30 protein-coding genes are annotated in these 26,901 nt (G+C 52.7%); 17 read left to right on the top strand and 13 right to left on the bottom strand.

The features are described from left to right. Positions 1–50 precede the first annotated feature (50 nt). Together ACT53C_RS13440 and ACT53C_RS13445 are read right to left on the bottom strand one after the other, a co-directional pair. The gene (locus tag ACT53C_RS13440; RefSeq protein WP_476146803.1) at positions 51–755 is read right to left on the bottom strand and encodes a hypothetical protein; all 705 of its coding nucleotides are present in this window, start codon (positions 753–755) and stop codon (positions 51–53) included. 73 nt (positions 756–828) lie between these two features. Beyond that, on the bottom strand, positions 829–1,176 hold the full coding sequence (locus ACT53C_RS13445; RefSeq protein ID WP_194747367.1) for a YqcC family protein: 348 nt from the start codon (positions 1,174–1,176) through the stop codon (positions 829–831). 413 nt (positions 1,177–1,589) lie between these two features. Here ACT53C_RS13445 and ACT53C_RS13450 point away from each other — a divergent pair, with 413 nt between their 5' ends. Then, positions 1,590–2,969, top strand: a complete 1,380-nt coding sequence (locus tag ACT53C_RS13450; RefSeq protein WP_476146805.1) for an ATP-binding protein — start codon at positions 1,590–1,592, stop codon at positions 2,967–2,969. Beyond that, entirely contained in the window at positions 2,966–3,604 is a 639-nt protein-coding gene (locus tag ACT53C_RS13455; RefSeq protein ID WP_194747364.1) for a response regulator, read from the top strand. Before ACT53C_RS13450 ends, ACT53C_RS13455 begins: the two co-directional genes overlap by 4 nt. A gap of 42 nt (positions 3,605–3,646) precedes the next feature. Here ACT53C_RS13455 and ACT53C_RS13460 read toward each other — a convergent pair whose 3' ends face one another. Then, positions 3,647–4,963, bottom strand: a complete 1,317-nt coding sequence (locus ACT53C_RS13460) for a Y-family DNA polymerase (RefSeq protein ID WP_476146808.1) — start codon at positions 4,961–4,963, stop codon at positions 3,647–3,649. A gap of 133 nt (positions 4,964–5,096) precedes the next feature. Between ACT53C_RS13460 and pqqA (ACT53C_RS13465) the strand changes: the two genes are divergently transcribed. Next, a complete protein-coding gene (gene pqqA / locus ACT53C_RS13465) occupies positions 5,097–5,168 on the top strand; it encodes a pyrroloquinoline quinone precursor peptide PqqA (RefSeq protein WP_081624291.1) in 72 nt (23 codons plus the stop codon). A 263-nt stretch (positions 5,169–5,431) separates the two neighbouring features. Here pqqA (ACT53C_RS13465) and ACT53C_RS13470 read toward each other — a convergent pair whose 3' ends face one another. The 3 genes from ACT53C_RS13470 to ACT53C_RS13480 all read right to left on the bottom strand — a co-directional run bounded on the left by ACT53C_RS13470 (position 5,432) and on the right by ACT53C_RS13480 (position 7,734). Next, positions 5,432–6,310, bottom strand: a complete 879-nt coding sequence (locus ACT53C_RS13470) for an alpha/beta fold hydrolase (RefSeq protein ID WP_476146809.1) — start codon at positions 6,308–6,310, stop codon at positions 5,432–5,434. A 2-nt stretch (positions 6,311–6,312) separates the two neighbouring features. After that, positions 6,313–6,933, bottom strand: a complete 621-nt coding sequence (locus ACT53C_RS13475; RefSeq protein WP_194747360.1) for a LexA family protein — start codon at positions 6,931–6,933, stop codon at positions 6,313–6,315. A 177-nt stretch (positions 6,934–7,110) separates the two neighbouring features. After that, positions 7,111–7,734: a LexA family protein gene (locus ACT53C_RS13480; protein WP_476146812.1), complete on the bottom strand. Its 624-nt coding sequence runs from the start codon at positions 7,732–7,734 to the stop codon at positions 7,111–7,113. A gap of 114 nt (positions 7,735–7,848) precedes the next feature. Here ACT53C_RS13480 and ACT53C_RS13485 point away from each other — a divergent pair, with 114 nt between their 5' ends. Beyond that, on the top strand, positions 7,849–8,664 hold the full coding sequence (locus ACT53C_RS13485; protein ID WP_379077095.1) for a sulfite exporter TauE/SafE family protein: 816 nt from the start codon (positions 7,849–7,851) through the stop codon (positions 8,662–8,664). A gap of 127 nt (positions 8,665–8,791) precedes the next feature. After that, positions 8,792–9,253: an RDD family protein gene (locus tag ACT53C_RS13490; RefSeq protein WP_379077098.1), complete on the top strand. Its 462-nt coding sequence runs from the start codon at positions 8,792–8,794 to the stop codon at positions 9,251–9,253. A 115-nt stretch (positions 9,254–9,368) separates the two neighbouring features. On the opposite strand, the gene pqqA (ACT53C_RS13495) is transcribed toward ACT53C_RS13490, so the two are convergent. Next, positions 9,369–9,440 (bottom strand): pyrroloquinoline quinone precursor peptide PqqA, encoded by a 72-nt coding sequence (gene pqqA, locus ACT53C_RS13495; RefSeq protein WP_081624291.1) that lies wholly within the window; start codon positions 9,438–9,440, stop codon positions 9,369–9,371. Positions 9,441–9,635: 195 nt separating this feature from the next. On the opposite strand from pqqA (ACT53C_RS13495), the gene ACT53C_RS13500 reads away from it, so the two are divergent. The 4 genes from ACT53C_RS13500 to ACT53C_RS13515 all read left to right on the top strand — a co-directional run bounded on the left by ACT53C_RS13500 (position 9,636) and on the right by ACT53C_RS13515 (position 14,007). After that, a complete protein-coding gene (locus tag ACT53C_RS13500) occupies positions 9,636–10,295 on the top strand; it encodes a YoaK family protein (RefSeq protein WP_194747357.1) in 660 nt (219 codons plus the stop codon). Positions 10,296–10,393: 98 nt separating this feature from the next. After that, the gene (locus ACT53C_RS13505) at positions 10,394–12,025 is read left to right on the top strand and encodes an alpha-D-glucose phosphate-specific phosphoglucomutase (protein ID WP_194747356.1); all 1,632 of its coding nucleotides are present in this window, start codon (positions 10,394–10,396) and stop codon (positions 12,023–12,025) included. A 32-nt stretch (positions 12,026–12,057) separates the two neighbouring features. Continuing rightward, positions 12,058–13,611, top strand: a complete 1,554-nt coding sequence (locus ACT53C_RS13510) for a M48 family metalloprotease (protein ID WP_194747562.1) — start codon at positions 12,058–12,060, stop codon at positions 13,609–13,611. Positions 13,612–13,644: 33 nt separating this feature from the next. After that, entirely contained in the window at positions 13,645–14,007 is a 363-nt protein-coding gene (locus ACT53C_RS13515; protein WP_194747355.1) for a putative quinol monooxygenase, read from the top strand. 20 nt (positions 14,008–14,027) lie between these two features. Here ACT53C_RS13515 and ACT53C_RS13520 read toward each other — a convergent pair whose 3' ends face one another. The 3 genes from ACT53C_RS13520 to iscX are packed head-to-tail and all read right to left on the bottom strand — an operon-like array spanning position 14,028 to position 16,147. After that, positions 14,028–14,534 carry a retropepsin-like aspartic protease family protein gene (locus ACT53C_RS13520; protein ID WP_194747354.1) on the bottom strand — a complete coding sequence of 169 codons (507 nt, stop codon included), beginning with the start codon at positions 14,532–14,534 and terminating at the stop codon, positions 14,028–14,030. Positions 14,535–14,545: 11 nt separating this feature from the next. After that, complete coding sequence (locus ACT53C_RS13525) at positions 14,546–15,952, bottom strand: phosphomannomutase/phosphoglucomutase (protein WP_476146816.1); 1,407 nt, start codon at positions 15,950–15,952, stop codon at positions 14,546–14,548. Continuing rightward, complete coding sequence (gene iscX, locus ACT53C_RS13530) at positions 15,953–16,147, bottom strand: Fe-S cluster assembly protein IscX (protein ID WP_194747352.1); 195 nt, start codon at positions 16,145–16,147, stop codon at positions 15,953–15,955. 140 nt (positions 16,148–16,287) lie between these two features. On the opposite strand from iscX, the gene ACT53C_RS13535 reads away from it, so the two are divergent. The 8 genes from ACT53C_RS13535 to ACT53C_RS13570 all read left to right on the top strand — a co-directional run bounded on the left by ACT53C_RS13535 (position 16,288) and on the right by ACT53C_RS13570 (position 24,887). Continuing rightward, the gene (locus tag ACT53C_RS13535; RefSeq protein WP_476146818.1) at positions 16,288–18,327 is read left to right on the top strand and encodes an AsmA family protein; all 2,040 of its coding nucleotides are present in this window, start codon (positions 16,288–16,290) and stop codon (positions 18,325–18,327) included. Positions 18,328–18,667: 340 nt separating this feature from the next. After that, positions 18,668–19,915 carry a serine hydroxymethyltransferase gene (gene glyA, locus ACT53C_RS13540; RefSeq protein WP_476146819.1) on the top strand — a complete coding sequence of 416 codons (1,248 nt, stop codon included), beginning with the start codon at positions 18,668–18,670 and terminating at the stop codon, positions 19,913–19,915. Positions 19,916–19,936: 21 nt separating this feature from the next. Continuing rightward, positions 19,937–20,386 (top strand): transcriptional regulator NrdR, encoded by a 450-nt coding sequence (nrdR, locus tag ACT53C_RS13545; RefSeq protein ID WP_194747349.1) that lies wholly within the window; start codon positions 19,937–19,939, stop codon positions 20,384–20,386. A 108-nt stretch (positions 20,387–20,494) separates the two neighbouring features. Further along, on the top strand, positions 20,495–20,872 hold the full coding sequence (locus ACT53C_RS13550; RefSeq protein ID WP_338656859.1) for a hypothetical protein: 378 nt from the start codon (positions 20,495–20,497) through the stop codon (positions 20,870–20,872). 114 nt (positions 20,873–20,986) lie between these two features. Next, positions 20,987–22,078: a bifunctional diaminohydroxyphosphoribosylaminopyrimidine deaminase/5-amino-6-(5-phosphoribosylamino)uracil reductase RibD gene (ribD, locus tag ACT53C_RS13555; protein ID WP_476146822.1), complete on the top strand. Its 1,092-nt coding sequence runs from the start codon at positions 20,987–20,989 to the stop codon at positions 22,076–22,078. Between the two features lie 5 nt (positions 22,079–22,083). Next, positions 22,084–22,884, top strand: coding sequence for a TatD family hydrolase (locus ACT53C_RS13560; protein ID WP_476146824.1), 801 nt, complete (start codon positions 22,084–22,086; stop codon positions 22,882–22,884). 271 nt (positions 22,885–23,155) lie between these two features. Next, positions 23,156–24,238 (top strand): S-methyl-5-thioribose-1-phosphate isomerase, encoded by a 1,083-nt coding sequence (gene mtnA / locus ACT53C_RS13565; RefSeq protein WP_476146826.1) that lies wholly within the window; start codon positions 23,156–23,158, stop codon positions 24,236–24,238. A gap of 1 nt (position 24,239) precedes the next feature. After that, positions 24,240–24,887, top strand: coding sequence for a class II aldolase/adducin family protein (locus ACT53C_RS13570; protein WP_476146828.1), 648 nt, complete (start codon positions 24,240–24,242; stop codon positions 24,885–24,887). A 15-nt stretch (positions 24,888–24,902) separates the two neighbouring features. On the opposite strand, the gene ACT53C_RS13575 is transcribed toward ACT53C_RS13570, so the two are convergent. The 3 genes from ACT53C_RS13575 to aat are packed head-to-tail and all read right to left on the bottom strand — an operon-like array spanning position 24,903 to position 26,884. Beyond that, a complete protein-coding gene (locus tag ACT53C_RS13575) occupies positions 24,903–25,430 on the bottom strand; it encodes a hypothetical protein (protein WP_476146830.1) in 528 nt (175 codons plus the stop codon). A gap of 40 nt (positions 25,431–25,470) precedes the next feature. Further along, positions 25,471–26,199: an arginyltransferase gene (locus ACT53C_RS13580; RefSeq protein ID WP_476146832.1), complete on the bottom strand. Its 729-nt coding sequence runs from the start codon at positions 26,197–26,199 to the stop codon at positions 25,471–25,473. Beyond that, on the bottom strand, positions 26,186–26,884 hold the full coding sequence (gene aat, locus ACT53C_RS13585; RefSeq protein WP_476146834.1) for a leucyl/phenylalanyl-tRNA--protein transferase: 699 nt from the start codon (positions 26,882–26,884) through the stop codon (positions 26,186–26,188). The genes ACT53C_RS13580 and aat overlap by 14 nt, the downstream gene beginning before the upstream one ends. Positions 26,885–26,901: the final 17 nt, after the last annotated feature.

Genomic DNA, 26,901 nt, shown 5'->3' on the forward strand with positions numbered 1-26,901 from the left:
TTCTTGCCATTTCACATCTCCTAAAAAGTTAGGTCGATGTGTCTACTTTTCTAAGGCAAGTCCAGCGTCCCGCTTGATGGAGGGGTTAGAGCGGTATTACATTCGATAAATGTTCTAGTGGTTATACCAAGCCAACCCGTCACATTTTTTGCGCATGCCTCCATTCCGATAGCGTATTTTTCATAGTCGGATTTAGTAACCCCAACTCGATTTTTCATAGTGTTGGTTCCGATCACGAATGTATTACCAAGGCCTTTGATTTGTTTAAATTTTTCTGTTATCAAACCTTTTGAAACAACCTCAGTAGATATTGGACCTATTTCGTTAAGATAGCCAGTTAGAAAAAGAGAATAAAAAATCATGAGGCCTGCAATTGACGACAAGTTACCATGCCCTCGAAAGCACACCCATATAACCGCAGTAAGAATACAAAAAATAATCGTCGCCAAAATAAAAAAGTGTAAAAAATTTAGTATTTGAAAACCATATGGTACAGGGTAAGCAAAAATCAACGCCAAACCCAAAGTGCTTATAAAGAGAGGGTCGAACAGATTTATGCGGCTACTAAGCAAAGGCTTAAACTTAGGCTCTCTAATTTCAAATGTGTTTTTGAAAATTAGGTTTGCTATAACCATTGCTGGTAGAAATAAAACAGCACAAGTTGTTGCCCAATAAAAATGCCAATATGGAAAAAAAATGAGCCAAACCAATAAAACAAAAGATATTAGTATCAGCGTTGCTTTTATAAGTCTCAAATCTTTGTACCTAAGCTCTAACGTTTGAATTAAGGGGTGCCGTTAGGCGTCCCGCTTGAATGATGGGTTAGGGTTAATTTCTCGAACCATGATTTTTGCCTAATTTATCATAGTCTCTAAGTAGGCACATTAGTGGGTGGGCTTCTTCTATCCGCGAATGATAGTCATACTCTCGCATGGCCTGTAGTCCTAACTCGTAATTTTTCTGGGATTTACCTTTTTTTGCGTCCTCTCTTGCTTTAGGTAAAAAAACACATTGGAGCCATTGTTCGAAAGTCGGGAAGACTTGCCCGGACTCAATTGCTTCTAGCTGTGGTGGAGTATCTGTCCAAAAGCCAATGCGCCTCATTTCAGCCTCAATCCGCTCAAGTTGCTGGAGAGCCAAGAGGTTGGGCGACTTTTTCCTAAATAAACTGAACATAAACCCTAACGTACAGTAGGCATCCTAAATGACGCAAAACTTTCCGGCATTGATGCTTTTTTGATTGAAGGTTTAAGGTTTTTATTTAACATTTTCAAGCTGTTATTAATTTTTAGACCATCCTAAAATACAACCTTAACTGCGTCAACTTCTATCAGCTCTACACAACAAACCATACCTTTTAATGGCATTTTCATCAAAAGCCGAGTCTGCCGAGAACAGTTCCAGGCCTTCTAGTTTGGCTTGAGCAAGAAGCAATCCGTCCAATAGGTCTTTGTTGTGAGCTGGCAAGTTTTTTGTTAGGCGCTACAATCGACCATGTGACCCCACGCCTTGATAATTTCTTGCTGTACGAATGAATAGGGAAAAATTCCCGAATGTTTTTGGTGAATACTCTTTAAAATCCCCCTAGCATGATGAAATCTCTCAGCCTTCAATTCAAACTCAATCTGATTATTACCCTGTTATTGCTTGGGTTGTTGCTGACGTGGGCTGTGTCGGTGGTTAAAAACGCGCGCGAGGATGTGCTGGCGGAGGTGCAGTCGACCAGTAATCTGGTGATGCATTTGCTGGATGCGGAGATTGCCCATTACATGACGGACTTTGGCTGGTTGCAGCATAACCAGCAAGAGGGGATTCAGATCTTCCGGCTGGAGGAGTTGAAGAATATCCGCCATTTGAAGGTGGATTTTTACGATAACAATGGCCGCTTGCGCGAATCTAACCGCAGTACGCGGCTGACGCATAGCGGGGAAGATCCCCCCAAATGGTTTGTGAAGTTGCTGGATATTTCTAGTGTGCTGAATGAGCCCAAGCGCAAAAATATTATTTTAAATGGCCGCTTTATTGGCGAGTTGGTGATTACGCCGGACCCTAGTTTTGAGTTGCGCGAGATTTGGGATGATACGTCTGGCTTGCTTGCGATTGTGAGTTTGTTTGGCTTGAGTGTGCTGCTGTTTGTGTATTGGACGGTGCGGGCGACGTTTAAGCCGGTTAAGCAGATTATTCATGGCTTGAACCAGATTGAGCGCGGTGAATACCAGAGCCGGTTGCCGGGTTTTGAGCAGGTGGAGTTGAGCGAGATTAGTGACAAGTTCAACAGTATGGCGAGCACGCTTGAACAAAGCATCCGCAATAACCACCGCTTGACCCAGCAGATTATTCATTTGCAGGAAGAGGAGCGTAAAAAACTTGCGCGCGATTTGCATGATGAGATTGGCCAGTATCTGACCGCGGTGCATGTGGATGCGAGTGCGCTGGTGGCGGCGAAAAAGCTCAGCTCGGCGCGGGAGAGTGCGCAGGCGATTGCGCAGATTACGCGGCAAATGATGGTGACGATACAGGATATTTTGTCGCGCTTGCGTCCGCGTGTGCTGGATGAATTGGGGTTGAGCCTGGCGCTGGCGGAGTTGATCCATCACTGGCGCGACCGCAATCGCGGCATTATGGTGTTGAATCAGATTTCTAACCATTTGTCGCAGCCGGATGAAGCGCTGTCGGTGACGGTGTACCGCATTTTGCAGGAGTGTTTGACCAATATCAGCAAGCACGCCGCCGCGACACGGGTGACGATTGAGGTGAAGGAGACCGACAACGGCCTTTACCTGATGGTGGAGGATGACGGACGGGGCTTTGATCCGCAGTCGCAAACGCGCGGTTACGGCTTGGCCGGGATGCAAGAGCGGGTAGAGGGCTTGATGGGGCGCATGCATATTCATACGGCGCCTGGTCAGGGGACGCGCATAGAAATCCATTTTCAGATGACAGAAGCATTTCAGGAAGCAGCGGTATGACAGTCAAGGTGGTGTTGGTAGATGATCACACAGTGGTGCGATCAGGGTTAAGGCGTCTGCTTGAAAGCCACAAGTCGATAGAAATTATCGCCGAGGCGGATACGGGCGAACAGGCTTATCAGGTGTATGGTGAGGTCATGCCTGATGTGATGCTCATGGATATCTCCATGCCAGGCATGGGCGGGCTAGAAGCCGCCAAGCGTATTTTGCAGCGCTACCCGCAAGCCAGGATCGTCATTTTCTCTATGCATGAGGCCGTTTCGTTTGCCGCACAGGCGCTTAAAACCGGTGTGAAAGGCTATGTGACTAAAACCGGCGTGGCTGAGGACCTGGTACAAGCCGTGCTGGATGTGTCCAAAGGGCGCACGTTTTTAAGTCAGGATGTGGCGCAGAAAGTCGCGTTACAAACCCTGGTGGGCGACAGTAATCCGCTCCAACAGCTGACGTCACGAGAGTTTGAGGTGTTCCGGCTGCTGGCCGAGGGCAAACGGGCGGATGAGGTGGCAGACATGCTGAAAATCAGCCAGAAAACCGTGGCCAATTACTACACCCTGATCAAGCAGAAGCTCTCTGTGAACAGCCCGGTAGAAATGGTCAGGCTGGCCATGAAACATGGGCTGATTGATGCGAGCTAACAAGCGAGTAAGCTAAGCCTTTTATTTGTTAAGTCACTACTCTCAATCCACACACAGCAGGTCTTTCCAGTTGGTCGTATAACTCGGGCTCTTGCGCATTTGCTTCATTTGCCAGGGCTGTTGCCGGCCTTCGCTTGCCAGCCGCAAGGTAGCTCTGCCCATTTTGCGGTTAATTGCGTCCATGGCCTGCATCAGCCGCGCAGTGTTGTCGGCTTGCGGCCCTGAATGAAACAAATCCTGTTGTATTGCCTGCGCAGGCACCAATTCGCCCAAGGACACGCCGGCTTTGGCATAGTCGTGTCCGGGCTGGTAAATGCGCCTGAGCGCCCAGAGTGCCGCTTTGACCAGTTGCCGGGTATCGTGCGTGGCCACCGGTAGTGGCACGGTGAGTGCATTGCTGTAAAAGCGGCTGTCCTCGCGGAAGGGGCTGGTGCGGATATACACATAGACACTGCCAGCAAACAGCTGTTTTTTGCGTAACTTTTCTGCAGCGCGGGTCGTATACAACGTCAGCGCTTCAGACAGGCCTTCGATTTCTCTGACCGGCTGGCCAAAGCTGCGTGTGCTCAAAATCTGTTGCTGCGGCCCGCGCACTTCTTCGAGTTCCAGGCACACGGTGCCATTCAGTTCACGGATGGTTTTTTCCATCACCACGCTAAAGCGCCTGCGCATGGTTTCGGCATCACTGTATTTGAGGTCATAGGCGGTGTGAATCGCTAGTGGACGTGCATGCAGCGTGGCGGCCAGGCGGCGGCCGATTCCCCAGACTTCATCCACCTGTATTTCGGCGAGACGGGCATCTACCGCGGTTGGCGGCAGGACGTTGAAATTGCATACGCCTTGCATGGCAGGGGTATGCTTGGCGCAGTGATTGGCGAGTTTAGCCAGCGTTTTGCTGGCGCCTATGCCGACACACACAGCTAAACCTGTACCGCGCAAGATGGTTTGCCGCAAGGTTTGTGCATACTCAGTCAAATCGCGCCGCGTAAACCCGGTCAACTCCAGAAAGCATTCGTCGATGGAGTAAATCTCCTGTGCCGGACTGAACTGACGCAAGATGGACATGACGCGGTTGCTCATGTCTGCATACAAGGCATAGTTAGAGGAGAAGGCAATGACGCCAGCGCGTTCTGCCTGCTTGCGAATCTGGAACCAGGGTGCGCCCATGGCGATGCCCAGCGCTTTGGCTTCGGCGCTGCGCGAGACCACGCAGCCATCGTTATTGCTCAATACCACCACGGGCCGTTGGCGCAATGCGGGTTTAAACACGCGCTCACAGCTCACGTAAAAGTTATTCACATCAATCAGTGCAATGGTGCGTGCATGCATGCTTGGGCAGTCTGTCGCGGTCATTGGCATGAGGTGTGTTTCATGAAATTCCCTAATCCTTGTTCATGATCGGCAATAGCAGGATTTTGGCTCACCGGGTCGATAATACTTTCACACGGGCAAGACATGGGGTCGGCCCGGGACAACAACAAGGAGATCAATCATGTGGACTAAACCAGCTGCAACTGAAATGCGTTTCGGTTTTGAAGTAACCATGTACGTCATGAACAAATAATTGTTCTGACTGACGGACAAGAGACCCGGTCGCCTAGTACCGGGTTTTTTGTGCGCGACGCATTGCTCTCTTGCCGGTTTGCAACGCGCTGTTTTTGATGTTGCCTCAATGTTTCACCCATCAGCATGGCAGCCGTCAGCATAGAAGACGGCTGCCTGATACGACATTCAGCTGGATGCGCTGGCATGCGCATGCAGACCAGACACCTAGCCGCGGCTCCCCTTGTTAGCAAGCCTGACCGCGGCTTTGCACGTCGCGTTTGATTAATAGGCGTAGGCTGCGCGCATGGAGAACATGCCCGGTGTCGCCTGCAGGCGCGGTTTGGCGGCGGTTCTTGGTTTGAGGAAGGCATGAATCGCTGCCGCCAAACGGGCGGGTTCATCGTATGGCAGCCCGTGCCCTGCATCCTGAATGACCTTGTATTGCAGATCAGGATTGATGCGGTGCAAGGCGCGCGCCGTTTCCGCAGAGACCACGCCTTCGCTGCCAAGCAGCATTAAGGTGGGCACATAAATATTGCGGATCAGTTCATCAAACTCTGGATTCGGTGGAATCAGCACATCAAACGCTTGCAGGCTGGTTTGCAGTCTGGCTTCTATCAGGTGCTCGATAATGGCCGAGGCGCGAAAACGGTGTTTCGCCTTGTCTGCTTTAAATAACGCTTCCTTGCTGGAAGTCAGCATTTGTTGATGTTGCTCAACCAGCTGGCGGTGATAGACCTCATGCGGCCACTCTGCACTCAGAAAGGTTGGGTCTGCCAAAATCACGCCATTGATCGCCAGGCCGAGTCTGCTGGCGACCATGGCCGCAGTCATGCCTCCCATGGAGTGGCCGAGCAGGTAAGGCGATTTGATGCCCAGCGTGCGGATCAGCTCAATCACATCATTGGCGTGGTCTTGATAGGTGTAGCCATGCAGGGGTGCGCTGGATTGGCCATGGCCGCGCGCATCCGGCATGATGATGTCATAGTGTTGCTCCAGCGCACGGGCGATGGGTGACCAGCATACGCTGTTGCCGGCCAGGCCGTGCAAGGCAATGATGGTCGGTTTGTTGCCGCCAGTGCGCAGGTAGTGAATATTGATACCGTTTGCTCTGCAAACGCCATCTGTCCAGTGAGAAGCAGGGGTATTTTGACGTGCCATGATTAAAACTTTCTAAAAGAACCAGTCACCACGCCCCAGATTTCAAACTGCATGTGTTGCGAGATCAGGATAGGGGCGTATCTTCCTGATGAATTAGCGGGTAATAACTTGGGCATACCATCTTTTTGTTTGGCCAGGGTTTTGACCGTAAATTCGCCATCAATCATTGCCAGCACAATATCGCCCACAGCGGGCACCTTGTCTTTTTCAATCACGGCTTTATCGCCAGGCATGAGGCCCACCTCAATCATGGATTCGCCTTGTATCGTGACAAAGAAGGTTTTGTCGGCCTTGTTGATCAGATAGGCATTCGGGTCCATGCGTGCATCGACATGGTCGTCAGCAGGCGACGGTAATCCGGCGGGCACTTTGGACTCAAACAGCGGCAAACTGACCTGGTCAAGCTCAGCTGATAACTGTGTAAATTCTTCAATGCGATCAAGATGGTCTTTCAGCTGCGCCAACCGCTGTTTTTTCGCGTAGGCCTCCAGAAAGTCGCTGATGACCGGTTTTTGGCTGTTAGGCACGCGCATGACCGAGGTTTCTTCCCGGTAGGTGCCTGTGCCTGACTTGCGCCCGGCGCCCGCTCTTTTGCCGCCGTGTGTATTGTCTTCATCGTTCATGGGAATTATTGTAACAGCAATCAAGCGTTGTTGTAACAATAATCAAGATTTTTTTAAGCGTGATGAAAAAACGAGTGCACCCTGGCTAGGGGGGCACAGCAAACAGCTGTCGGTGGGCACTGTGTGCCCGGATGTGTGCCTGATCAGGAATGGGTTTTTTGACGGATCTGCAAGTACTTATCTGAAGCGCCTGAATGAGCCAATGACGACGCCCCAGATTTCAAACTGCATGTCGTCTTCGATCAGAATCGGGCGGTACTTGCCTGAGGCATTGGCAGGTAACAGTTGTGGTTTGCCATTTTTTTGTCTGGACAGGGTTTTGATGGTGAATTCGCCATCAATCATGGCCAGCACAATATCGCCCATCACCGCCTGTTTGTTTTTATCCACCACGGCTTTATCGCCAGGCATGAGGCCCACCTCAATCATGGATTCGCCTTGTATGGTGACAAAAAACGTTGTATCTGCCTGATCGATCAGGTATTCGTTGGGGTCCAGCCGTTGTTCGATATGATCATCCGCAGGCGAGGGGAAGCCTGCCGCCACTTTGGACTGAAATAAAGGTAAGGCAATGCCTGACGTATCGCACGCCGGTTGCGCAAAAGAGTGCGGGCTATCCAGGCTGTCCGGTGATGGTTGCCGCTGTTTGCGGGCATCGCTGGCCAGCAGTTGGCGAATGGCGGCTTTTTGGCTGGCAGGCACCCGCATGACTGTCGTCGCTTCCTGGTATAAGCCAGCGCCCGGTTTGCGACCGGCACCGGGGCGCTTGCCTCCTGCTTTTTGATCAACCATCTCGTTCATTTGATTATTGTAACAAAAATTAGTGCGTGGGCAGTTAAACAAAACAAGTGGGATGCAAAAGAAAAAATAATCTCAGAAGGTATACTGTGCGGCCTGATCATTCAAAAAACTGCTATGGACTGGTTAACCGTTTTTTTTGAACAATATGCTGTGTTTTGCCTGATGGGCGTGATTGTCGGTGTCTTGTCTGGCTTGCTCGGGATTGGTGGCGGCATTGTGCTGGTACCCATGCTGCATGCCATTTTGGTCGCCAAAGGCTTTGCAGCCGACACGGCGTTTCATATGGCGCTGGCGACCTCGATGGCTTGCATCGTGTTTACCTCGCTGTCCAGCATTTTGGCGCATCATAAAAACCAGAATATTGTCTGGCCCTATGTGTGGGCCATGGTGCCGATGGCGTTTGTGGGGTCGTTGCTGGCGACACTGGTGGCGATTCATCTGGATGCCAGGTATTTGACGCTGTTTTTTGCCACCTTTACTTTTTTTGCGGCGGTGCAATTATTTCTGGATCGCAAACCGACCCAGCATAAAGTGCCAGACAAGGTTGAGATTGGCCTGGTTTCATTGCTGATAGGCGGTGTGTCTGCGCTGGTGTCGATTGGCGGCGGAACCTTGACGGTGCCTTATTTAGCCATGCGCAATGTGTCGGTGAAGCAGGCGATTGGGACCTCGGCGGTATTGGGCTTTCCGATTGCTCTGGCCAGTACGGTCAGTTATTTGCAAGATGCCTGGCGGCAAACCGCACATGCGCCAGAAACGTTTGGCCTGCTGTATTTACCCGCGGTGATACTGCTGACGCCTTTTAGCATGCTCTTTGCACCAATGGGTGTCGCCCTAACGAGACGACTTCCGGTCAAGGTCTTGAAGCGCATTTTCGCCGTTTTTTTGATCGGTGTGAGTCTGAATCTGGTATGGTCACAACTGTCCTGAAACATCTTTTGCCTCGCGACATCCACCAGTCAGCTTGCAGTCGTCCATGGTTATCCGTTGTCGCTATAATGTTGGTCAGCAGGCTAGCCAGCGCTCAACATTCAATCATCATTATCAGGGAGAATACATGCAGGTCGATGAACTGGAGTATGTTAGTTTTTGGGCGCGTGTCGGGGCTTCGCTCATTGATACGATCTTGTTGGGTGTGATTATCTGGCCAATCCTGACCGCCTTATATGGCGAGTCCTACTGGTCCAGTCAAAAGATGCTGCAAGGCCCGATGGATTTCATCATGTCGTGGTTGTTTCCTGCCGTGGCGGTGATCATTTTCTGGCTGACAAAGCAGGCGACACCGGGAAAAATGGCTATTTCAGCAAAAGTAGTCGATGCAAGAACTGGACAGAGTTTAACCACAGGGCAATCTATCGGCCGTTATCTGTCCTATTTTCTTGCTGGTCTTCCGCTGGGCCTGGGGATTCTGTGGGTGGCTTTCGACCGTCGAAAGCAAGGATGGCATGACAAACTTGCGGGAACCGTTGTGGTGCGTCAGAAAAACAGGCATCCGGAACCGGTCACCTTTGAGCGCTAGCATATTGTTTTTCGGGTGAAAGACCGTGGATATCTGCGAACTTACCCGTCATAAAAAAACCGCCGGAGTCCGGCGGTTTTTTGTTCAGCTCACTTGTGATTAAGACAAGCGCTGATTATTTGTTCATGACGTACATTGTTACTTCAAAGCCAAAACGCATTTCAGTTGCAGCTGGTTTAGTCCACATAATCGTCTCCTTAAGTGTTTGTTTAAATGCATCATGATTGATGTATTTGTATGACTCTCACTATACGCGGGTGTTTCAATCCAGACCTGAAGCGAATCCGTAAAAACGGCTCATGATTTTACGTAGTTTTTATAATCAGGTCGCTCACTCGGCGTAGAATAAGGCTGTCTGGTCTATGCAGGATTCGAGGTCTATATGATGCAGCGATTGCCACGCTGGGTAGAGTGGGGCGGGTTTTTAATGGCATTGAACGCCGGCTTTATTAATGCGGTGGGGGTATTAGGCTTCAGACATCAGGCGGTGTCGCATCTCACCGGGATTTCGACTTTTTTCTCTATTGAAATCATGCAGGGCGACGGGTTGCAGGCCTTGCACTTGCTTTGCGTGATGCTGTTTTTTTTGCTGGGCGCCATGCTCAGTGGTGTCATCATCGGGCATGAGGCACTCAAGCTCGGGCACCAGTATCATTGGGCGTTATGGCTGGAGGCCGGCTTGTTGGCCGCTGCTATCCTGCTATTGAATACGGGCTGGCACAGCGGACAGTGGCTGGCCTCGGCTGCTTGCGGCTTGCAAAATGCCATGACCAGCACCTATAGTGGCGCCGTGGTGCGCACCACGCATGTCTCGGGCCTGTTTACCGATATCGGCATTGCACTGGGCTTGCGCTTGCGCGGCAAGGCCGTGGATAAGCGCCGGCTCACACTGTATTTGTTGCTGATAGGCGGGTTTGTTTGTGGCGGGGTATTGGGCGCCTGCAGCTTTATGCGCTGGCATTTTAATGCCTTGTGGTTGCCGGTGGGCCATGTGGCCGCGTTGTCGCTGCTGTATTTTAGTCTGCGTCATCGCGCAGCCTGAATCATGCGGAGAAGGAGAAATCCCGCCGCACACAAAACTGCCATCAATTTGTAATACAATCAAGCTTAGATTTTTTTACATTTCACGAAGCCCATATCATGTCGATTCAAACTGTCGCTACACAAGCTTTTTCTGATCAAAAACCCGGGACCTCTGGCTTGCGCAAAAAAGTGCGCGTGTTTCAACAGCCACACTACCTGCAAAACTTTGTGCAAAGTATTTTTGATACGCTGGAGATTCCTGCCAATGCGACCTTGACGCTGGGCGGGGATGGCCGCTACTTTAATAAAGAAGCGATCCAGATCATTATCAAAATGGCGGCTGCCAACGGCTTTGGTAAAGTGCTGGTCGGCCAGCACGGTATTCTGTCTACACCGGCGGCTTCTCATCTGATCCGCAAATACCAGACTTTTGGCGGCATTATTCTTTCTGCCAGTCATAATCCAGGCGGACCGGATGACGATTTTGGCATCAAATACAACACCAGCAACGGCGGCCCGGCACCGGAAAAAATCACCGATGCCATTTTTGCCAATAGCAAACAAATCAGCCAATACAAACTGGCCGACTTGCCAGAGGTGGATCTCTCCAGTATCGGTGTCACCACCCTGGATGGCTTCGTGGTTGAAGTGATAGATGCGGTGAGTGACTATGCTGAACTGATGGAAAGCATGTTTGATTTTGCTGCCATCAAGCGCTGGCTGGCCGCGGGGCATCGGCTGACGTTTGATGCCATGCATGCCGTGACCGGGCCATATGCCAAGGAGATTTTGGGCAATCGCCTGGGCGCATCTGCAGACAGCCTCATGAATTGCGAAGTCTCCGAAAACTTTGGGGGCGGCCATCCGGACCCTAACCTGACCTATGCCGAAGACCTGGTCAAAGTGGCGTATGGCGCACAGGCCCCGGATTTTGCAGCGGCTTCTGATGGCGACGGGGATCGCAACATGATTCTGGGCAATCACTTTTTTGTCACGCCGTCTGACAGTCTGGCCCTGATTGCCGCCAATGCCAAGTTGATCCCTGCTTATGCCAAAGGCTTGTCTGGCGTCGCCCGTTCGATGCCAACCAGTGGTGCCGTAGACCGCGTGGCCGCCAAATTGGGCATCGCTTGTTACGAAACGCCCACCGGCTGGAAGTTTTTTGGCAACCTGATGGATGCTGGCCGTGTCACCTTGTGTGGTGAAGAAAGCTTTGGTACCGGCAGTGACCATGTCCGCGAAAAAGATGGCTTGTGGGCGGTGTTGTGCTGGTTGAATCTGCTGGCCGCCACTGGTGAGAGCGTTGAGTCACTGGTGCGCAAACATTGGCAAACCTATGGCCGCAATGTGTATTCTCGCCATGACTACGAAGGCGTGCCCACCGAGCAGGCCAATGCTGTGATGGCACATATCAAGGCCCAGTTTGCCAGCTTGCCTGGTCAGGTGTTTGGCAGCTACACCGTGAACACGGTGGATGACTTCAGTTATACCGACCCCGTCGATGGCTCTGTCAGCACTGGCCAGGGCTTGCGCATTCTGTTTGCCTGCGGCTCACGGGTGGTGATCCGTTTATCCGGCACCGGCACTGAAGGTGCCACCATCCGCGTTTATCTGGAGGCCTTTACGCAAGACCTGGCTCAGCAACAGCTCGATGCCCAGGAGGCATTGGCAGAACTGATTACGGTCTCGCATCAGATTTCGCAGTTGCCACAGCTGACTGGTAGACAGCAACCTACGGTGATTACTTAAGCAAAGGCTGCACAGGGAACCGTGGCGTGAACATGATCAAAAAAAGCATTCTTTGTCCGCTGATAGTATCTGCAGGCCTGCTGGCTTGCGGGGTGAATCCGGTCACCAAAGAGCGGGAGTTCCAGTTTGTCTCGCAAGACAAGGAAATCCAGATTGGCCAGCAAAACTATAGCCCGGCGCGTCAATCGCAAGGCGGCGACTATACGCTGGATCCTGAGCTGACACGCTATGTGCAGCAAGTCGGCCAGCGGTTAGCCGCGGTGTCTGACCGCCCGGATTTGCCCTATGAGTTTGTGGTACTCAATGACTCAGTGCCCAATGCCTGGGCCATGCCGGGTGGCAAAATTGCGTTTAACCGGGGCCTGTTATACGAATTGCACAGCGAAGCTGAACTGGCGGCTGTGTTGGGCCATGAAATTGTGCACGCGGCGGCCAGGCATGGTGCCAAAGGCATGGAGCGTGGCATCTTTATGCAAGGGGCCATGCTGGCGGTGGGCCTGGCCACGCGTGACTCCAATTATGCCAATCTGGTGGTCGGTGGCGCGCAATTGGGCGGGCAACTGATCACGAGCAAATATGGCCGTGAGGCTGAGTCCGAGGCAGATCACTATGGCATGAAGTATATGAAGCTTGCCGGTTATGACCCTGCTGCGGCGGTGACGCTGCAAGAGACCTTTGTCCGGCTCAGTCAGGGCAAACGGCAGGATTTTCTGTCCGGCTTGTTTGCCAGCCACCCGCCTTCGCAAGAGCGTGTCGATCTCAACGAAAAAACCTTGGCTGAGCTGGGCACTGGCGGTGAGATGGGGAAAGAGATTTATGCACAAAAAGTCGCCAAACTAATGGCGACGCGCGAGGCTTATAAAGCCTACGATGAAGGCAAAGAGGCCTTGCAAAAAGGCGATACCGAAAAAGCAAAAACTTTGGCGAAAAAAGCCATCAGCATTGAGCCGCGCGAAGCGCGTTTCGAGGAGCTGCTGGGGGATATTGCCCTCACCAAGAAAAATACTACCGAAGCGCTGGCGTTTTACGACAAAGCCATCCAGATGCAACCGGACTACTTCAAGCCCTATGTGCAAAGTGGCATTGCCCTGTTTAATGCCGGTAAAAAAGAACAGGCGGAATCCTTTTTGAAAAAAGCCAACGCCTTGTTACCAACGGCGCCAGGCTATGCCTTGCTTGGGCAGATTGCTGAAGGGCGTGGCGAAACCGCCCTGGCGTTGCAGCATTATCAACTGGCGGCAAGTTCAGATTCCGAAATCGGCAAAGAGGCTGCGGCAAGAGCCATGCGACTCGATTTGCCACGCAACCCTGGCCGCTATTTGCCTGCTGGTCCGCTGGCTGATGATACCGGCATGGTTTACGCTGCCGTGCAAAATAACAGCAATGTGCCAGTGGGGCGCGTGCAAGTACGCATGCTGCAATACGACAGCCGTGGCCGCATGGTCAACCAGACGCGTTCGATGTTAATTACGGGCGGCATTGCCCCCGGTCGGCGCGGTTCAGTGGCCACCGGTGTCCGCATCATCGACCAGGCCGATTTGCAGTTTTTCCGGGTCGTGGTTGAAGGCGCCGAACTCGCCAATTAATCACGCTATTATTCAATCATTTGGTTTCATCCTATGGCCACTACCGATTCCTGTGTCTCCGTCTCTCCCTACTTTGAAATCCAGCCTGGCCAGGCTTCTGCCTTTCGGGCGATTTGCGAAAAATATGTGAGCTGGTCATCCCGTGAGCCTGGTTGCCTGTATTACGGCTTTAGCTTTCACGGTGACTTGGCCCATTGCCGCGAAGGGTTCACCAATGCAGAAGCGCTGTTGGCGCACATCGAAAACCTGCGGCCGATTTTGCACGAGATGGGGGAAGTGTCTAAGTTGGTGCGGATTGAAGTGCATGGGACAGAAGCCGAATTGGCCAAGCTGAGGGAGCCGTTGGCAGGGATGCATCCGCAGTGGTTTGTGCTCGAATTCGGCTACAGAAAATAGCTTGAAATTTAATAGCAGCCTTATTCTGCGTTCTGAATGGTCATGGTGCCTTGGTATAAGCGCACATCCATTCTGCCTAAAAAGCTCATGCCGAGCAGGGCATCGCCTTCCAGTCCAGGCGAAATCGTCGCGGCGACATCATGGGCGACGACGCCACCCAGTTGCACGGTTTTAAGCCTGACCAAATAAGCGACCGCCGTGCCGTTAGCGGTGTGGGTGCTAATCGCGTCATGGCTGACCAGACCCAAACGGTCTGCCACATTTTGTGAGATGGCGACGCCGGTGGCTCCGGTATCCACCAGAACGCGTACCCGTTCGCCATTAATGAGGGCTTCGGCACTGTAATGGCCGTCGGTGCCGCGCTTGAGCGTCACCACTTTTTGCTGGCCGAGTTGTTCCAGGGTGTTGGGGTGTTGTACGCGGTCTACCAGAAACCAGATCAGTGCAGCTAGCCCCAGCCAGAGCAGGGTGTAAAGCAGGCTGCGCCCGCGGAGATGGTTTTTTTGAGTGGCATGTCGCATGCTCATTCAATGGAGGCTCAAAAAGGGATTTTCAAGTCTGGGTGAGCGCTGAGTAGCAGTTGTTTGAATGTCTGTTGAATGCGGGTTAAGGCCGCATTGTCATCGGCCTCAAAGCGCAAGGTCAACACGGGTGTGGTGTTTGAGGCGCGAATCAAACCAAAGCCATCGGCATACTCAACGCGCAAGCCATCGATGGTGATCACTTCTACTGCGCCCGGAAATTGCGCGGCTTGTTGCAGTTGCGCAATAAAGGCATGTGGCTCGCCTTCTTGCATGGCGATTTGCAGTTCTGGCGTGTTGAGGCTGTCTGGCAGGGCTTCTAGCACGGCGTTGGCATCGGGGCTGCGGCTCACCAGTTCGAGCAGGCGTGCCGCGCTATACAGGCCATCATCAAAGCCAAACCAGCGCGGGGTACCCGCGACACAGTCATTAAAAAACAAATGACCCGAGAGCTCACCACCGATGGCGGCACCCGTTTCCTTGATTTTGGCTTTCATCAGCGAGTGGCCGGTTTTCCAGATCACCGGTTTACCCCCATGTTGGCGTATCCAGGGCGCGAGATGGCGGCTGGATTTGACATCAAACACCACTTGGCTGCCTGGTTGCTGGCTGAGTATATCCTCTACAAACAACATGAGCTGGCGGTCGCTACGGATGATTTGCCCGGATCGGGTGACCACGCCCAGACGGTCGCCATCGCCATCAAACGCGATCCCGATTTCGGCGGTGCCGCCTTGCAAGGCGTGGATGACGTCCTGCAAGTTTTTGGCTTCCACCGGGTCTGGGTGGTGGTTGGGGAAGTGACCATCGACCTCACAAAACAGTGGCTCGACCTCGCAGCCTAATGCCTGGAAGATGGCGGGCGCGTAGGCGCCGGCGACACCGTTGCCGCAGTCGATGACCACTCGCATGGGGCGTGCGAGCTGGATATCCGACACAATGGCTGCCTGATAGGCGGGATAAATATCGTAGCTGGTTTGATTGCCAGCTTGGTCGGGCTGGTAAAACTGCTGCTGCATGATGCTGTGCTTGAGGGCCTGGATGGCTTCGCTACTGAGCGTCTCGCCCGCAATCACCATTTTAAGCCCATTGTATTGCGGTGGGTTATGGCTGCCGGTGATCATGACGCCACTGCGCGTTTGGGCAAGGTAATGCGTTGCAAAATACAGCATGGGCGTAGTGACCATGCCCAGATTCAGCACATTGACACCCGTTTGCATCAGCCCTGCACTCAAGGCGGTGGCCAGTGCCGGGCTGGATAAACGGCCATCATAGCCCACGCAGACACTATGCTCGCCGTGCACCTGAGCCAGCGAGCCAAGTGCCAGGCCAATCTGCTGCACAATCTCTTCTGTTAATGTGTCGCCGACAATGCCACGGATGTCGTAGGCTTTGAAAATCGACGCTGGCAGCAATGGAATCATTTATTCGGCTTCTTCTATCCAGGCCAGTTGAATCGCCTCCAGGATTTTTTCGCCGCAGCGGGAGGGCTCATCATCAAAGTCCTCCAAATCCATCACCCATTGCATGAGGTCGGTAAAGCGGATGGTTTTGGGGTCAATCTCGGGGAATTGATCATACAGCTCTTCAGCAATGCGCTGGCTGTCAGTCCATTTCATGGTGGTGGGCTCCTGTCGATGTGAGTGAGATGGGCTCATTATAACTGACAGTAGGTGCCGGATTTGCCAGAATCCACCTACAGCGCTGTCAGACGTGGGGCACTGGTCAGCCTGAGCTGCACGCGGCATCATAACGGGTTATGAGTGATATTGATAAAACACCCCGCGCTCCCCTGTTTGCACGCTGGCTGGGGGGCATGCTACTTGTGCTTGTCTTTGTAGTCATGGTCTGCGAAATGCTGGGCTGGCCTTTTTTGCGCCAACCCCTGCAAACCGCGTTGCAAAATCAGTTACAACGGGCCGTGATCATAGACCGTCCTTTCCATTTGCAATTGCTGGGTGGCATCCGGTTGCAAGTAGGCGGATTGAGAATTGCCGCGCCCGCAGGCTTTGACGCGCCTTATTTTGTTGAAGCGCATGGCTTGTCGCTGGCGTTGCGCTACCGTGACCTGTGGTCACTCAAAGCACGCGATCCTTATCGCATTGCATCGATTCGCGCGGACCGTTTAAATGCTTACATGATCCGCCATGCCAACCAAGAGGCCAGTTGGGATTTTGAGCTGGATGACGGCAGTCCGCCCCGTCCGTTTCCCATCATTGAGCAACTGGCCGTTAATGAGGGGCAAGCCAAGATTGCCGATGCCGTTACGGATGCGCAACTGAACGTCAAGTTTTATACCGAAGAGGGCGCCCATCTTAAAACGCCGGAATCGCAAATCAAAATGGATGGCCAGTTCCGTCGTTTGCCCTTGCAGGCCGCATTGGTGACGCAAGGCTTTTTACCGATCGCCACTCAGGGGCAGGACTCACCGCCGGTTAACTCGCAAGGATGGTTAACGTATGGTGCCGTGCATGCCACGTTCCGCGGTGCCGTATATGATGTCTTGGGTGTCCAGCGTGTCAAGGGGCAGGTAGAGTTAAAAGGCTCATCGCTGGCCGATGTCGGGGACTTGCTGAGCCTGACATTCCCTAGGACGCCGCATTTCAAAATCAAGGCGACCGTTGAAAAAAACGCGATGCAGTGGGCTGTGAATGTCGCGTCTGCACACATTGGCAACAGTCAGCTGGCGGGACAGTTTGTATATGATCTTGCACCAGAAACGCCGATGTTGACTGGCAAACTGCAAGGCTCGTTATTGATGTTGGCGGATTTGGCGCCCGCCTTTGGCGCTGCAGCGACTCCAACGACTAGCAACCCGCATCCAGGCAAATTGTTTCCAAATACCTCGCTGGATTTTACGACCTATGGCCGTATGAATGCGGATATCGATGTGCATATTGATGCGGTCGATTTAGGATCGGCCTTCAGGCAGCGCATTGCACCGCTTAAATTGCGCTTGCGCTTGCAAAAACACAAGTTAAGTCTGGCAGAGCTGGAGGCCAGTACGGCTCAAGGCTCGCTCTCAGGCGAGCTATCGATTGATGCACATGATGTGCAGAACGCCGACTTGTCGCCACCCGCCGCCCCGGATTGGGAGATTGCGCTGGCGGTGCATGATATCCGTTTGGAACAATGGCTAAAAGTTTCGCCGCAGACGGATAAAAAATCGACCAGTGACACAGCCAAGGAAACCAGCCAACAGCCGGCGCCAGCTTATGTGAGCGGTAAATTGAATGGGCGTGCCAAGCTGCAGGGGCATGGCCGCTCAACCGCCGAATTATTGCGCTCGCTGGATGGTCAGCTCGCCCTGATGGTGCGTCAGGGGGAAATGTCTCACTTGTTGATTGAGGCGGCTGGATTAGATATTGCCCAAGCGGTTGGTGTCATGATCAAGGGCGATCAGCCCTTGCCCATGCATTGCGCCGCGATGGGCTGGCGGGCCAAAGAGGGTGTTTTGACACCAGAGGCAGCCGTGATTGATACGCCTGTGACGACCGTCACGGTCAATGGTGCCGTCGACTTGGGTCAGGAGCAGCTCAACCTTAAACTCCAGGCCAGTCCTAAAAACTTTTCGCCGTTAACCGTGCGCTCACCTATTCTGGTGACAGGGCCTTTTGTGGACCCCCAGGTTTCGATCAGCCCGGGGCCGATTGCCGCACGGGTCGCTGGCGGCATATTACTGGCATTGATCAATCCGTTTGCCGCCATCCTGCCATTTCTCGATCCGGGCGATCAAAGTGCAACTACGGATGTAGGCTGCCAGCAAACCTTGCAGCAATTAAAAATGCGTCAACATTGAGTCAAGACAAGACAGCATCCCCTGAAAAAAAAGAACCCAACCGAAGTTGGGTTTAGGGAGCGATTTTGGAGATATACGCTTACGGATCTTATTAAGCATAAGCTGTGCCAGATTTAAAAAGATAATTTAAATCAATTGCTTAAGTATTTAATTCTGTTTTTTGGTGCATGTTGTTTCAATCAGGTTGGTCATGTTTGCACTGTATTGGTGCGCTTTGTGTCTGGATTACACCACGCCTCAAAGTGATAGGCGCTCAATGAGCGCATCGCTAAAGATGGATGCTGCGGTCGCCTCATGCTAAAATCGCGCTTTATTTTTGTGATACGGAAACTTGATCGTCATGTTTAGCTTTTCAAGAAACTTAAGCGTTGCAGACCCGGCCTTGGCCCAAATGATTTCTTCCGAAGTGGAGCGTCAGCATCAGCATATCGAGTTGATTGCTTCAGAAAACTACACCAGTCCAGCGGTGATGGAAGCCCAAGGCTCGCAATTGACGAACAAGTATGCTGAAGGGTATCCAGGCAAACGCTTTTACGGTGGCTGTGAGTTTGTTGACCAGGTTGAACAGCTGGCGATTGACCGACTGAAAGCCTTGTATGGCGCTGAGTATGCCAACGTGCAGCCACATTCTGGCTCACAGGCGAATCAGGCCGTGTATTTCTCCATCCTGAAACCAGGCGATACCGTCATGGGCATGAATCTGGGTCACGGCGGTCACCTAACACACGGTTCCCCGGCTAACCTGTCCGGCAAGTTGTTTAATATCGTGCCTTACGGTTTGAACGATAAAGAAGAGATCGACTACGATGAGATGGAGCGTATCGCGGTGGAGTGCAAACCAAAGTTGTTGATTGGGGGTGCTTCTGCGTATGCCTTGCGTTTTGACTGGGCGCGTATGGCTGAAATCGCCAAAAAAGTCGGTGCTTATTTCATGGTCGATATGGCGCACTATTCTGGCTTGATTGCAGCGGGTGTCTATCCTAACCCGGTGCCCCATGCTGACTTTGTGACTTCAACCACGCACAAGACCTTACGTGGTCCACGTGGCGGTATCATCATGGCCAAGGCCGAGTTTGAAAAATCACTGAATTCCAATGTGTTCCCAAGCTTGCAAGGCGGCCCGTTGATGCACGTTATCGCCGGTAAGGCGACAGCTTTCCTCGAAGCGGCACAGCCAGATTTCAAAGCATATCAGGAACAGGTATTGAAGAACGCCAGCATCATGGCCAGCACGTTGGCTGCGCGCGGTTTGCGTATTATCTCTGGCCGTACCGAGTCTCATGTGTTCCTGGTAGACCTGCGTCCTAAAGGCTTGACCGGTAAGGCGGCAGACGCTTATCTGGGCCAAGCGCACATTACGGTCAACAAAAATGCGATTCCTAACGACCCCGAGAGCCCGTTTGTGACTTCCGGTATTCGTATCGGTTCGCCTGCGATCACAACGCGTGGCTTTAAAGAAGCCGAAGCCGAACAAGTGGCTAACCTGATTGCCGATGTGCTGGATCATCCGGAAAGCGCTGAAGTGATTGCGGCCACCAAGGCGAAAGTGCACGCCTTGACCGATCAATTCCCGGTGTACGGTAAATAATTTTTCCGGCTATCCACAGCCATGAAATGTCCGTTTTGCGGTGCTGATGATACGCAAGTGGTGGATTCCCGCCTCAATGAGGAAGGGAACTCCATCCGCAGGCGCCGTCGCTGTCAGGTGTGTGACAAGCGCTTTACCACCTATGAAACCGCAGAATTGCATTTGCCACAGGTGGTGAAGCAAAACGGGACGCGCGAAGAGTTCAAGCGCGAAAAATTGCGCCTCTCATTTACACGCGCCCTGCACAAACGTCCAGTGCCTACTGAATATGTCGATAAAGCACTGGACCGCATTGTTCAAAAAGTGCTCGGTTTGGGCGCGCGCGAAGTGCCTGCGCGGTTGCTGGGTGAAACAGTCATGCAAGAGTTAAAACAAATGGATCAGGTGGCGTATATCCGCTTTGCTTCGGTGTATCGAAGCTTTTCAGATGTGGATGACTTTCATAACGCCATCCGCGATCTGGATAACTGACAACAACCATTGCTGGACGCACCCTCTGTGCGCTGGTGTATGTGTTCCGTGTGCCTTGCTTTACCCTTGTGCACGGTCTATCAATGTTGCATGTGAAGGCGGGGGCGTATGAAACTGATCAAGCTGTCTGCAGTGGTATTAGCGGTATTCACCGTGATTCTCACCATCGTGTTTTTTACCTGGTGGGCATTTAAAGATGAGGCGGTGTTTGGTCGAGACAAGTTTGACCAGACCCGCTGGATGGAATTGGCCAACACTGTGCAAAAGGAGTGTAGACGCGGTGACATGGCATACGATCTCAAAAATCACATCCTGATTCGAGGCGCCAAAAAAGAGGCAGTCATGGCCTTGCTTGGGCGGCCTAGCCTTGAGGACGCCAATGCACTTGAGTATGATCTGGGTAAGTGCATGCATGTTTATCATGCCTTACGCATATACTTTGACCAGGATGGACGTCTCACCCATAGTCAAATCTCCTCTCATTAGCTTTCTTTAATACGCGCTTTATTCAGGCCGTGGTCTTATTATTCACTGGCCGTTCAAAGGTGTCCGCCATACAAAACCACCGCAAGGCGGGCTTTTTTTGTATGATGCTAGTCTATGTTACACAGTGCTCAAGATATTCAATGGATGACCCATGCCTTGCGCCTGGCGGCGCATGGACTGTATTCGACCACGCCTAATCCGCGTGTCGGGTGTGTCATCGTCAAACAAGGTCAAGTGGTTGGAGAGGGCGCTCACCTCAAGGCGGGGGAACCCCATGCTGAAGTGCACGCCTTGCGCGCCGCTGGCGAGCAAGCGCGGGGGGCTACTGCATACGTGACTCTGGAGCCCTGCAGTCATTTTGGCCGGACGCCCCCCTGCGCCGATGCACTGGTGAATGCCGGTGTGAGCCGGGTCGTGGTTGCCATGCAGGATCCGAATCCTTTGGTCGCAGGCAACGGCATTGCGCGTTTGCAGGCACAGGGCATCGCTGTCACGGTTGGGGTTTGCGAAGCACAGGCCAAGGCGCTGAATCCCGGGTTTATTCTGCGCATGACGCAACAACGCCCTTATGTCCGCCTCAAGGTCGCTGCCAGTCTGGATGGCCGTACGGCGTTGGCGAATGGGGTCAGTCAATGGATTACGTCGCCTGAGGCGCGGAAAGATGTCCATCACTGGCGTGCGCAAAGTTGTGCAGTGATCACGGGTATCTCTACCATTCTGCAGGATAATGCCTCGCTCACCGTGCGTGAGGTGAAGACGCCACGCCAACCCTTACGCGTCATTCTCGATAGCCAGTTACGCATCCCGATAGACGCCAAGGTGTTGCAGGATGGCCATGCGCTGGTGGCATATGCGCAAGGGGAGGCCGCCAAGCTGGAGATGTTGCAAGTGATGGGAGTACGTACCCTGCATGCACCGAATGCGCAGGGGCAGGTGGATATTGGTGCGGTCATGCAGGCACTAACGGCCTGGCCTTGTAATGAGGTATTGGTCGAGGCCGGGGCAACGCTGAATGGGGCCTTTTTGCAAAGCGGGTTTGTGGATGAGTTATTGCTGTATTACGCACCCAAGCTGATGGGAGACGCGGCACGCGGCATGTTTGCCCTGCCAGCATGGACGCAGATGGCAGACATACATACGCTGGACATCATGGATCTGCGACAGGTCGGGCAGGATATCCGTCTTCAGGCCACGCTTAAGGCCTGATTCTTATGCTGATCGACACCCACTGTCATCTGGATGCCCGTGAGTTTGATGCCGACCGTGAACTGGTCTGGCAGGCGGCTTTGGCGCAGGGCGTTCGTGCGGTGGTCATCCCGGCCGTGACGCAGGCGAGCTTTGAACCGATTATGGCCTGGTGCGCACGGCATCCGCAAGCCGGATTCGCTCTTGGCTGGCATCCCATGTATGTGTCTGAGGCACCTGAGGATGCGCTGGACCAGCTCGAGCAAACCGTCGCCAGGGTGCTGGAGGGCCCCCAGGCGCATCAATTGCTGGCGATTGGAGAGATCGGTCTCGACTTTTACCTGACGCGCGAACATGAGGCCAGACAGCTAGAGCTATATGAAGGACAGTTGCGCATTGCCAGGCAGTTTCATTTGCCTGTGATTTTGCATGTGCGCGGTGCGATAGACACCATCCTCAAATATTTGCGCAAGCATGCGTTAACGGGGGGCATTGCACATGCCTTTAACGGCAGCAAGCAACAAGCGGAGATATTTGCCAGTTTGGGATTCAAATTAGGGTTTGGTGGTGCCATGACTTGGCCGCGCGCATTGAAACTGCGTCAGCTTGCTGCAGAATTGCCTGTGGAAACACTGGTTCTGGAGACCGATGCGCCGGATATTCCGCCGGTTTGGCTGGGGCATCAAGGAAGAAATGCGCCGGATCAATTAAAAAAGATCGCAGAAGAGATGGCCCTGATACGTGGCTTGGAAGCTTCGCAACTCATTGAAATGACTGGTAAAAATTCTGTAGAAGTTTTGCCAAAAATAGCCCATTTATGCACATGACTTAAAGTGACACTTTAAGAATGTGTCGAAAGTGACTATATTATAGTGGTGCTTTGTAAGTGATTGATTTTATTGGATAAAAAAATAGATTAAAAAATGAACTTTTGGAAAAAGTCCTTATAAATTGGTAAGTTACGGAATTAAGACACAGCAATCCACAAAGTTATCCACAGATTTTGTGGATAGCAAAATACGGTGTTTGTCCTACAAGAAAAGCAAGTGGTTTTACAAACTTTACAATTACTAATCGGTGCTTGGCCAGGCCTCTCATATGCGCATTCAATCCCAACATTTCCGTAGCATTTGGCAACAAGCCAACGCTGTTTATATCATTGACCAGACGCGATTGCCGTTTGATTTTGTAACGGTGGAATTAACGTCTTTGGCGCAAATATGTCATGCCATCCGCCACATGCAGGTCCGTGGTGCACCCCTCATTGGAGCTGCGGCAGCCTATGGTGTGGCGTTAGGCATTCAGCAGGATGCCAGCGATGAACACTTGCAGGCGGTGATAAAGCAGCTGATCGCCACACGACCGACTGCTGTCAATCTTGCCTGGGCGGCACAGCGCATGCAACAGACGTTAATGCCGCTGGCTGTGGCGCAACGCGCAGCTGCCGCTTGGCTGGTGGCACAAGCGATTGCTGATGAGGATGTGGCGCAGAATCTGGCGATTGGCCAGCACGGTAAAGCCTTGATCGCTGAAAAGGCGACTGTGGATGCCAATCAGGCTGTGAATATTTTGACCCATTGCAATGCCGGGTGGTTGGCCACGGTGGATGGCGGGACGGCCTTGGCGCCGATTTATGCCGCGCATGATGCAGGTCTGAAAGTGCATGTCTGGGTAGATGAAACGCGGCCACGCAATCAGGGTGCCAGCCTGACCGCCTGGGAGCTGGCGCAACACGGGGTTCCGCATACGGTGATTGCCGATAATGCTGGCGGCCATCTGATGCAGCATGGTCAGGTAGATCTGGTCATCGTCGGTGCAGATCGTGTCACCAGTCAAGGTGATGTCTGCAACAAGATAGGCACCTATTTAAAAGCGCTGGCAGCATCTGATCAGCAAATCCCATTTTATGCTGCGGTGCCGACGCCGACCATAGACTGGCAGATCGCACGCGGCGCAGAGATCGAGATTGAAATGCGTGATGCGGATGAGGTGGCTTATATGCAAGGGCAGACGGCAACAGGAGACATAGAGACGGTCCGGGTAATTCCGCATGAAAGCCCGGCATTGAATCCGGCGTTTGATGTGACACCAGCCAGGCTGGTGACGGGAGTGATTACCGAACATGGGGTGTTTGCCCCTGACCAGTTGCATGCGCTGAAAACGCATAGTCTGGGCGATTAACATGAGCAAGCGCTCGCCTGCGCAACAGTTGTTATACACGGCCCAGCAAATGGCCCTTACCGGCCTGAATAAAGGCACCTCTGGCAATGCCAGTGTCCGGCTAGAAACGGGTTTTCTGGTGACGCCTTCTGGCGTGCCGGCAGAACAGCTGCATGCTGACAGCATGGTGCATATGGATTGGCAAGGCCTGGCTGAAGCCGGGAAAACCCCCTCCAGCGAATGGCGTTTTCATCTGGATATTTTACAGGCGCGGCCTGAAGTCAATGCGGTTGTGCATTGCCACAGCATGTTTGCGACCACGGTAGCCTGCATGGGGCACGACGTGCCGCCGTTTCATTACATGATTGCCAGCGTGGGTGGAGATAATATCCGTTGCGCGCCCTACGCCTTATTTGGCACCCAGGCGCTGTCTGAGGTTGCGCTCGCTGCATTGCATGAGCGCAAGGCCTGTTTGCTCGCACATCATGGCATGATTGCGCTGGGCAAGGATTTATCCCACGCACTGGCCGTGGCGGTAGAAGTGGAAAACCTGTGTGAGCAGTACTGGCGACTGTTACAAGTCGGGGAGCTCCGCTTGCTGACGCCTGCACAAATGCTTGAAGTCCATACCCAATTTAAAGGCTATGGGCAATGGCGAGATCCAGCGTAATTACACTGGATGGATTTAGAGTTTTGGAAATAGCGCCAGGGTGGTCATGCGCAATAGAGCGCCAGGGTCACAAATGTAGATGTTCTGTTTCATCTCGCTAGCGGATGGAGGTACTGCGAGGATGGCTTCTGTGGGAGCAAAGCATTTGAGCAGAACGCCACCGGATTCTACGGCGTTGAGACCTTTGGCATAGCTGGTGGCCAGCGCCTCCGAGGGCGTCCAGCAAAAGCCAATCTGGTCTTGATCAAACAAAAACCAGCTTTCGCCACGATACAGGGTCAGGCCCTGCAGCGGTTGATGCCGCGTGTCGGCCAAGCATTTTTTCAGCACGCGCAGCACCAGCTCATCATTTTTAATCAAGGCGCGCAAATCGCCGCCATATTGTCGCCACAATGCGGCAATGTTTGATTGCTCAAAGCCGGATTCATCCTGAATCCGGCCGATGTATTCGAAGGTTTGCCGCCATAAAGCAGCATCCACGGTATTCACGTACTGACCATGACAAAACTGCCTGGCCAGCGACTGTACGGAGACACTTTGCATACGTATTGAATCAGGCGTCTTCATCGCTGGCCCAGCTGGGTTAACGCACCCATACGCCCTCAATCAGTTTTTCCTGCGGCTGGAACTGCTGCTTGTAAGCCATTTTCTGGCTGTCTGCAATCCAGTAGCCCAGGTACAAATAGTCCAGGCCGAGTTGCCTGGCCCACTCGATTTGCCAGAGGATGCTATAGGTGCCATAACTCGCTTTGTCATGCGTATCATAAAACGTGTACACCGCAGACAGACCATCCATGACAATATCAATCACGCTGACCATCTTGAGCTGCTGCTGTGCATCTCTGAACTCGACCATTACGCTATCTACATTGCTTTGACATAAAAACTGCTGGTATTGCGTCGCTTCGTCTTCTTGCGGCATGGCTGACTCCAGACTGCTGGGATGACGCTGTTGCTGGTAGGTCAGGTACAGGGCGAAGTGTTCTGCATCATAACTGGCTTCACGGATGGTGGCCTGTAACGGTGCATGCTTCTTAAATGCCCGTTGCTGGCTACGCGTGGCTTCAAACGCATGTACAGGCAAACGGACCGAAATGCAGGCATTGCAATGTTCGCAATGCGGCCGGTAAGCAAACTTGCCACTGCGGCGAAAGCCCTGCTGTATCAGCCCGCTATAGACGCGGCCATCTACCAGTGTCTGCGGCGTGGCAATCAGGCTTTGCGCCAGCTTTTTAGGCAGATAGCCACAGGTGTAAGCGGTGGTCACATAAAACTGTAATTTTTGCAGGGGTGCGTCGTTAGGTAGGGTCATATTGCACTAAATGCGTTAACTCTTCGATAAACCTGTCTCTGGGAATTTCATAAGCACCAAAACTGGCAAGTAACGGTGTATGCATCTGACAATCAATCATACCGACTTGTTGCGTGATTAACCATTCCACCAGATGCGCAAATGCCACTTTGGACGCATTGCTGACATGGTGAAACATGCTTTCACCATAAAACATGCGCCCAATCTTGACCCCATAACAACCGCCAACCAATTGCCCATCTTGCCAGGCTTCCATACTATGCGCGTAGCCCATGGCATGCAACTCGCTGTATGCCGCAATCATTTCATCGGTGATCCATGAGCCGGATTGACCTGGGCGCGGGGTGGCAGCGCACGCCTGCATCACGGCGGTAAATTGCGTATTCATGCGTAACTCAAACGGCTGTTGCTGGATGACCTTGCGCAAGGAGCGGGTGATTTTCAGCGCTGGTGGAAACAGCACCATGCGAGGGTCCGGACTCCACCAGAGGATAGGCTCGCCCGGACTAAACCATGGAAAAATCCCTTGTTTGTAGGCACTCAACAGGCATCGTGGCGTCAGGCTGCCGCTGATGGCGATCAGGCCGTTGGGCTCTGTCAACGCCTGCTGCAAGGACGGGAATGGGGTCTCTGCTGCGAGAATGCGCACCGGCCCGCCCGGGAGAGGATAGTAATTGTCATGCATAAACAGTCATTGCGGTG

Source organism: Methylophilus sp. DMC14, assembly GCF_056314085.1.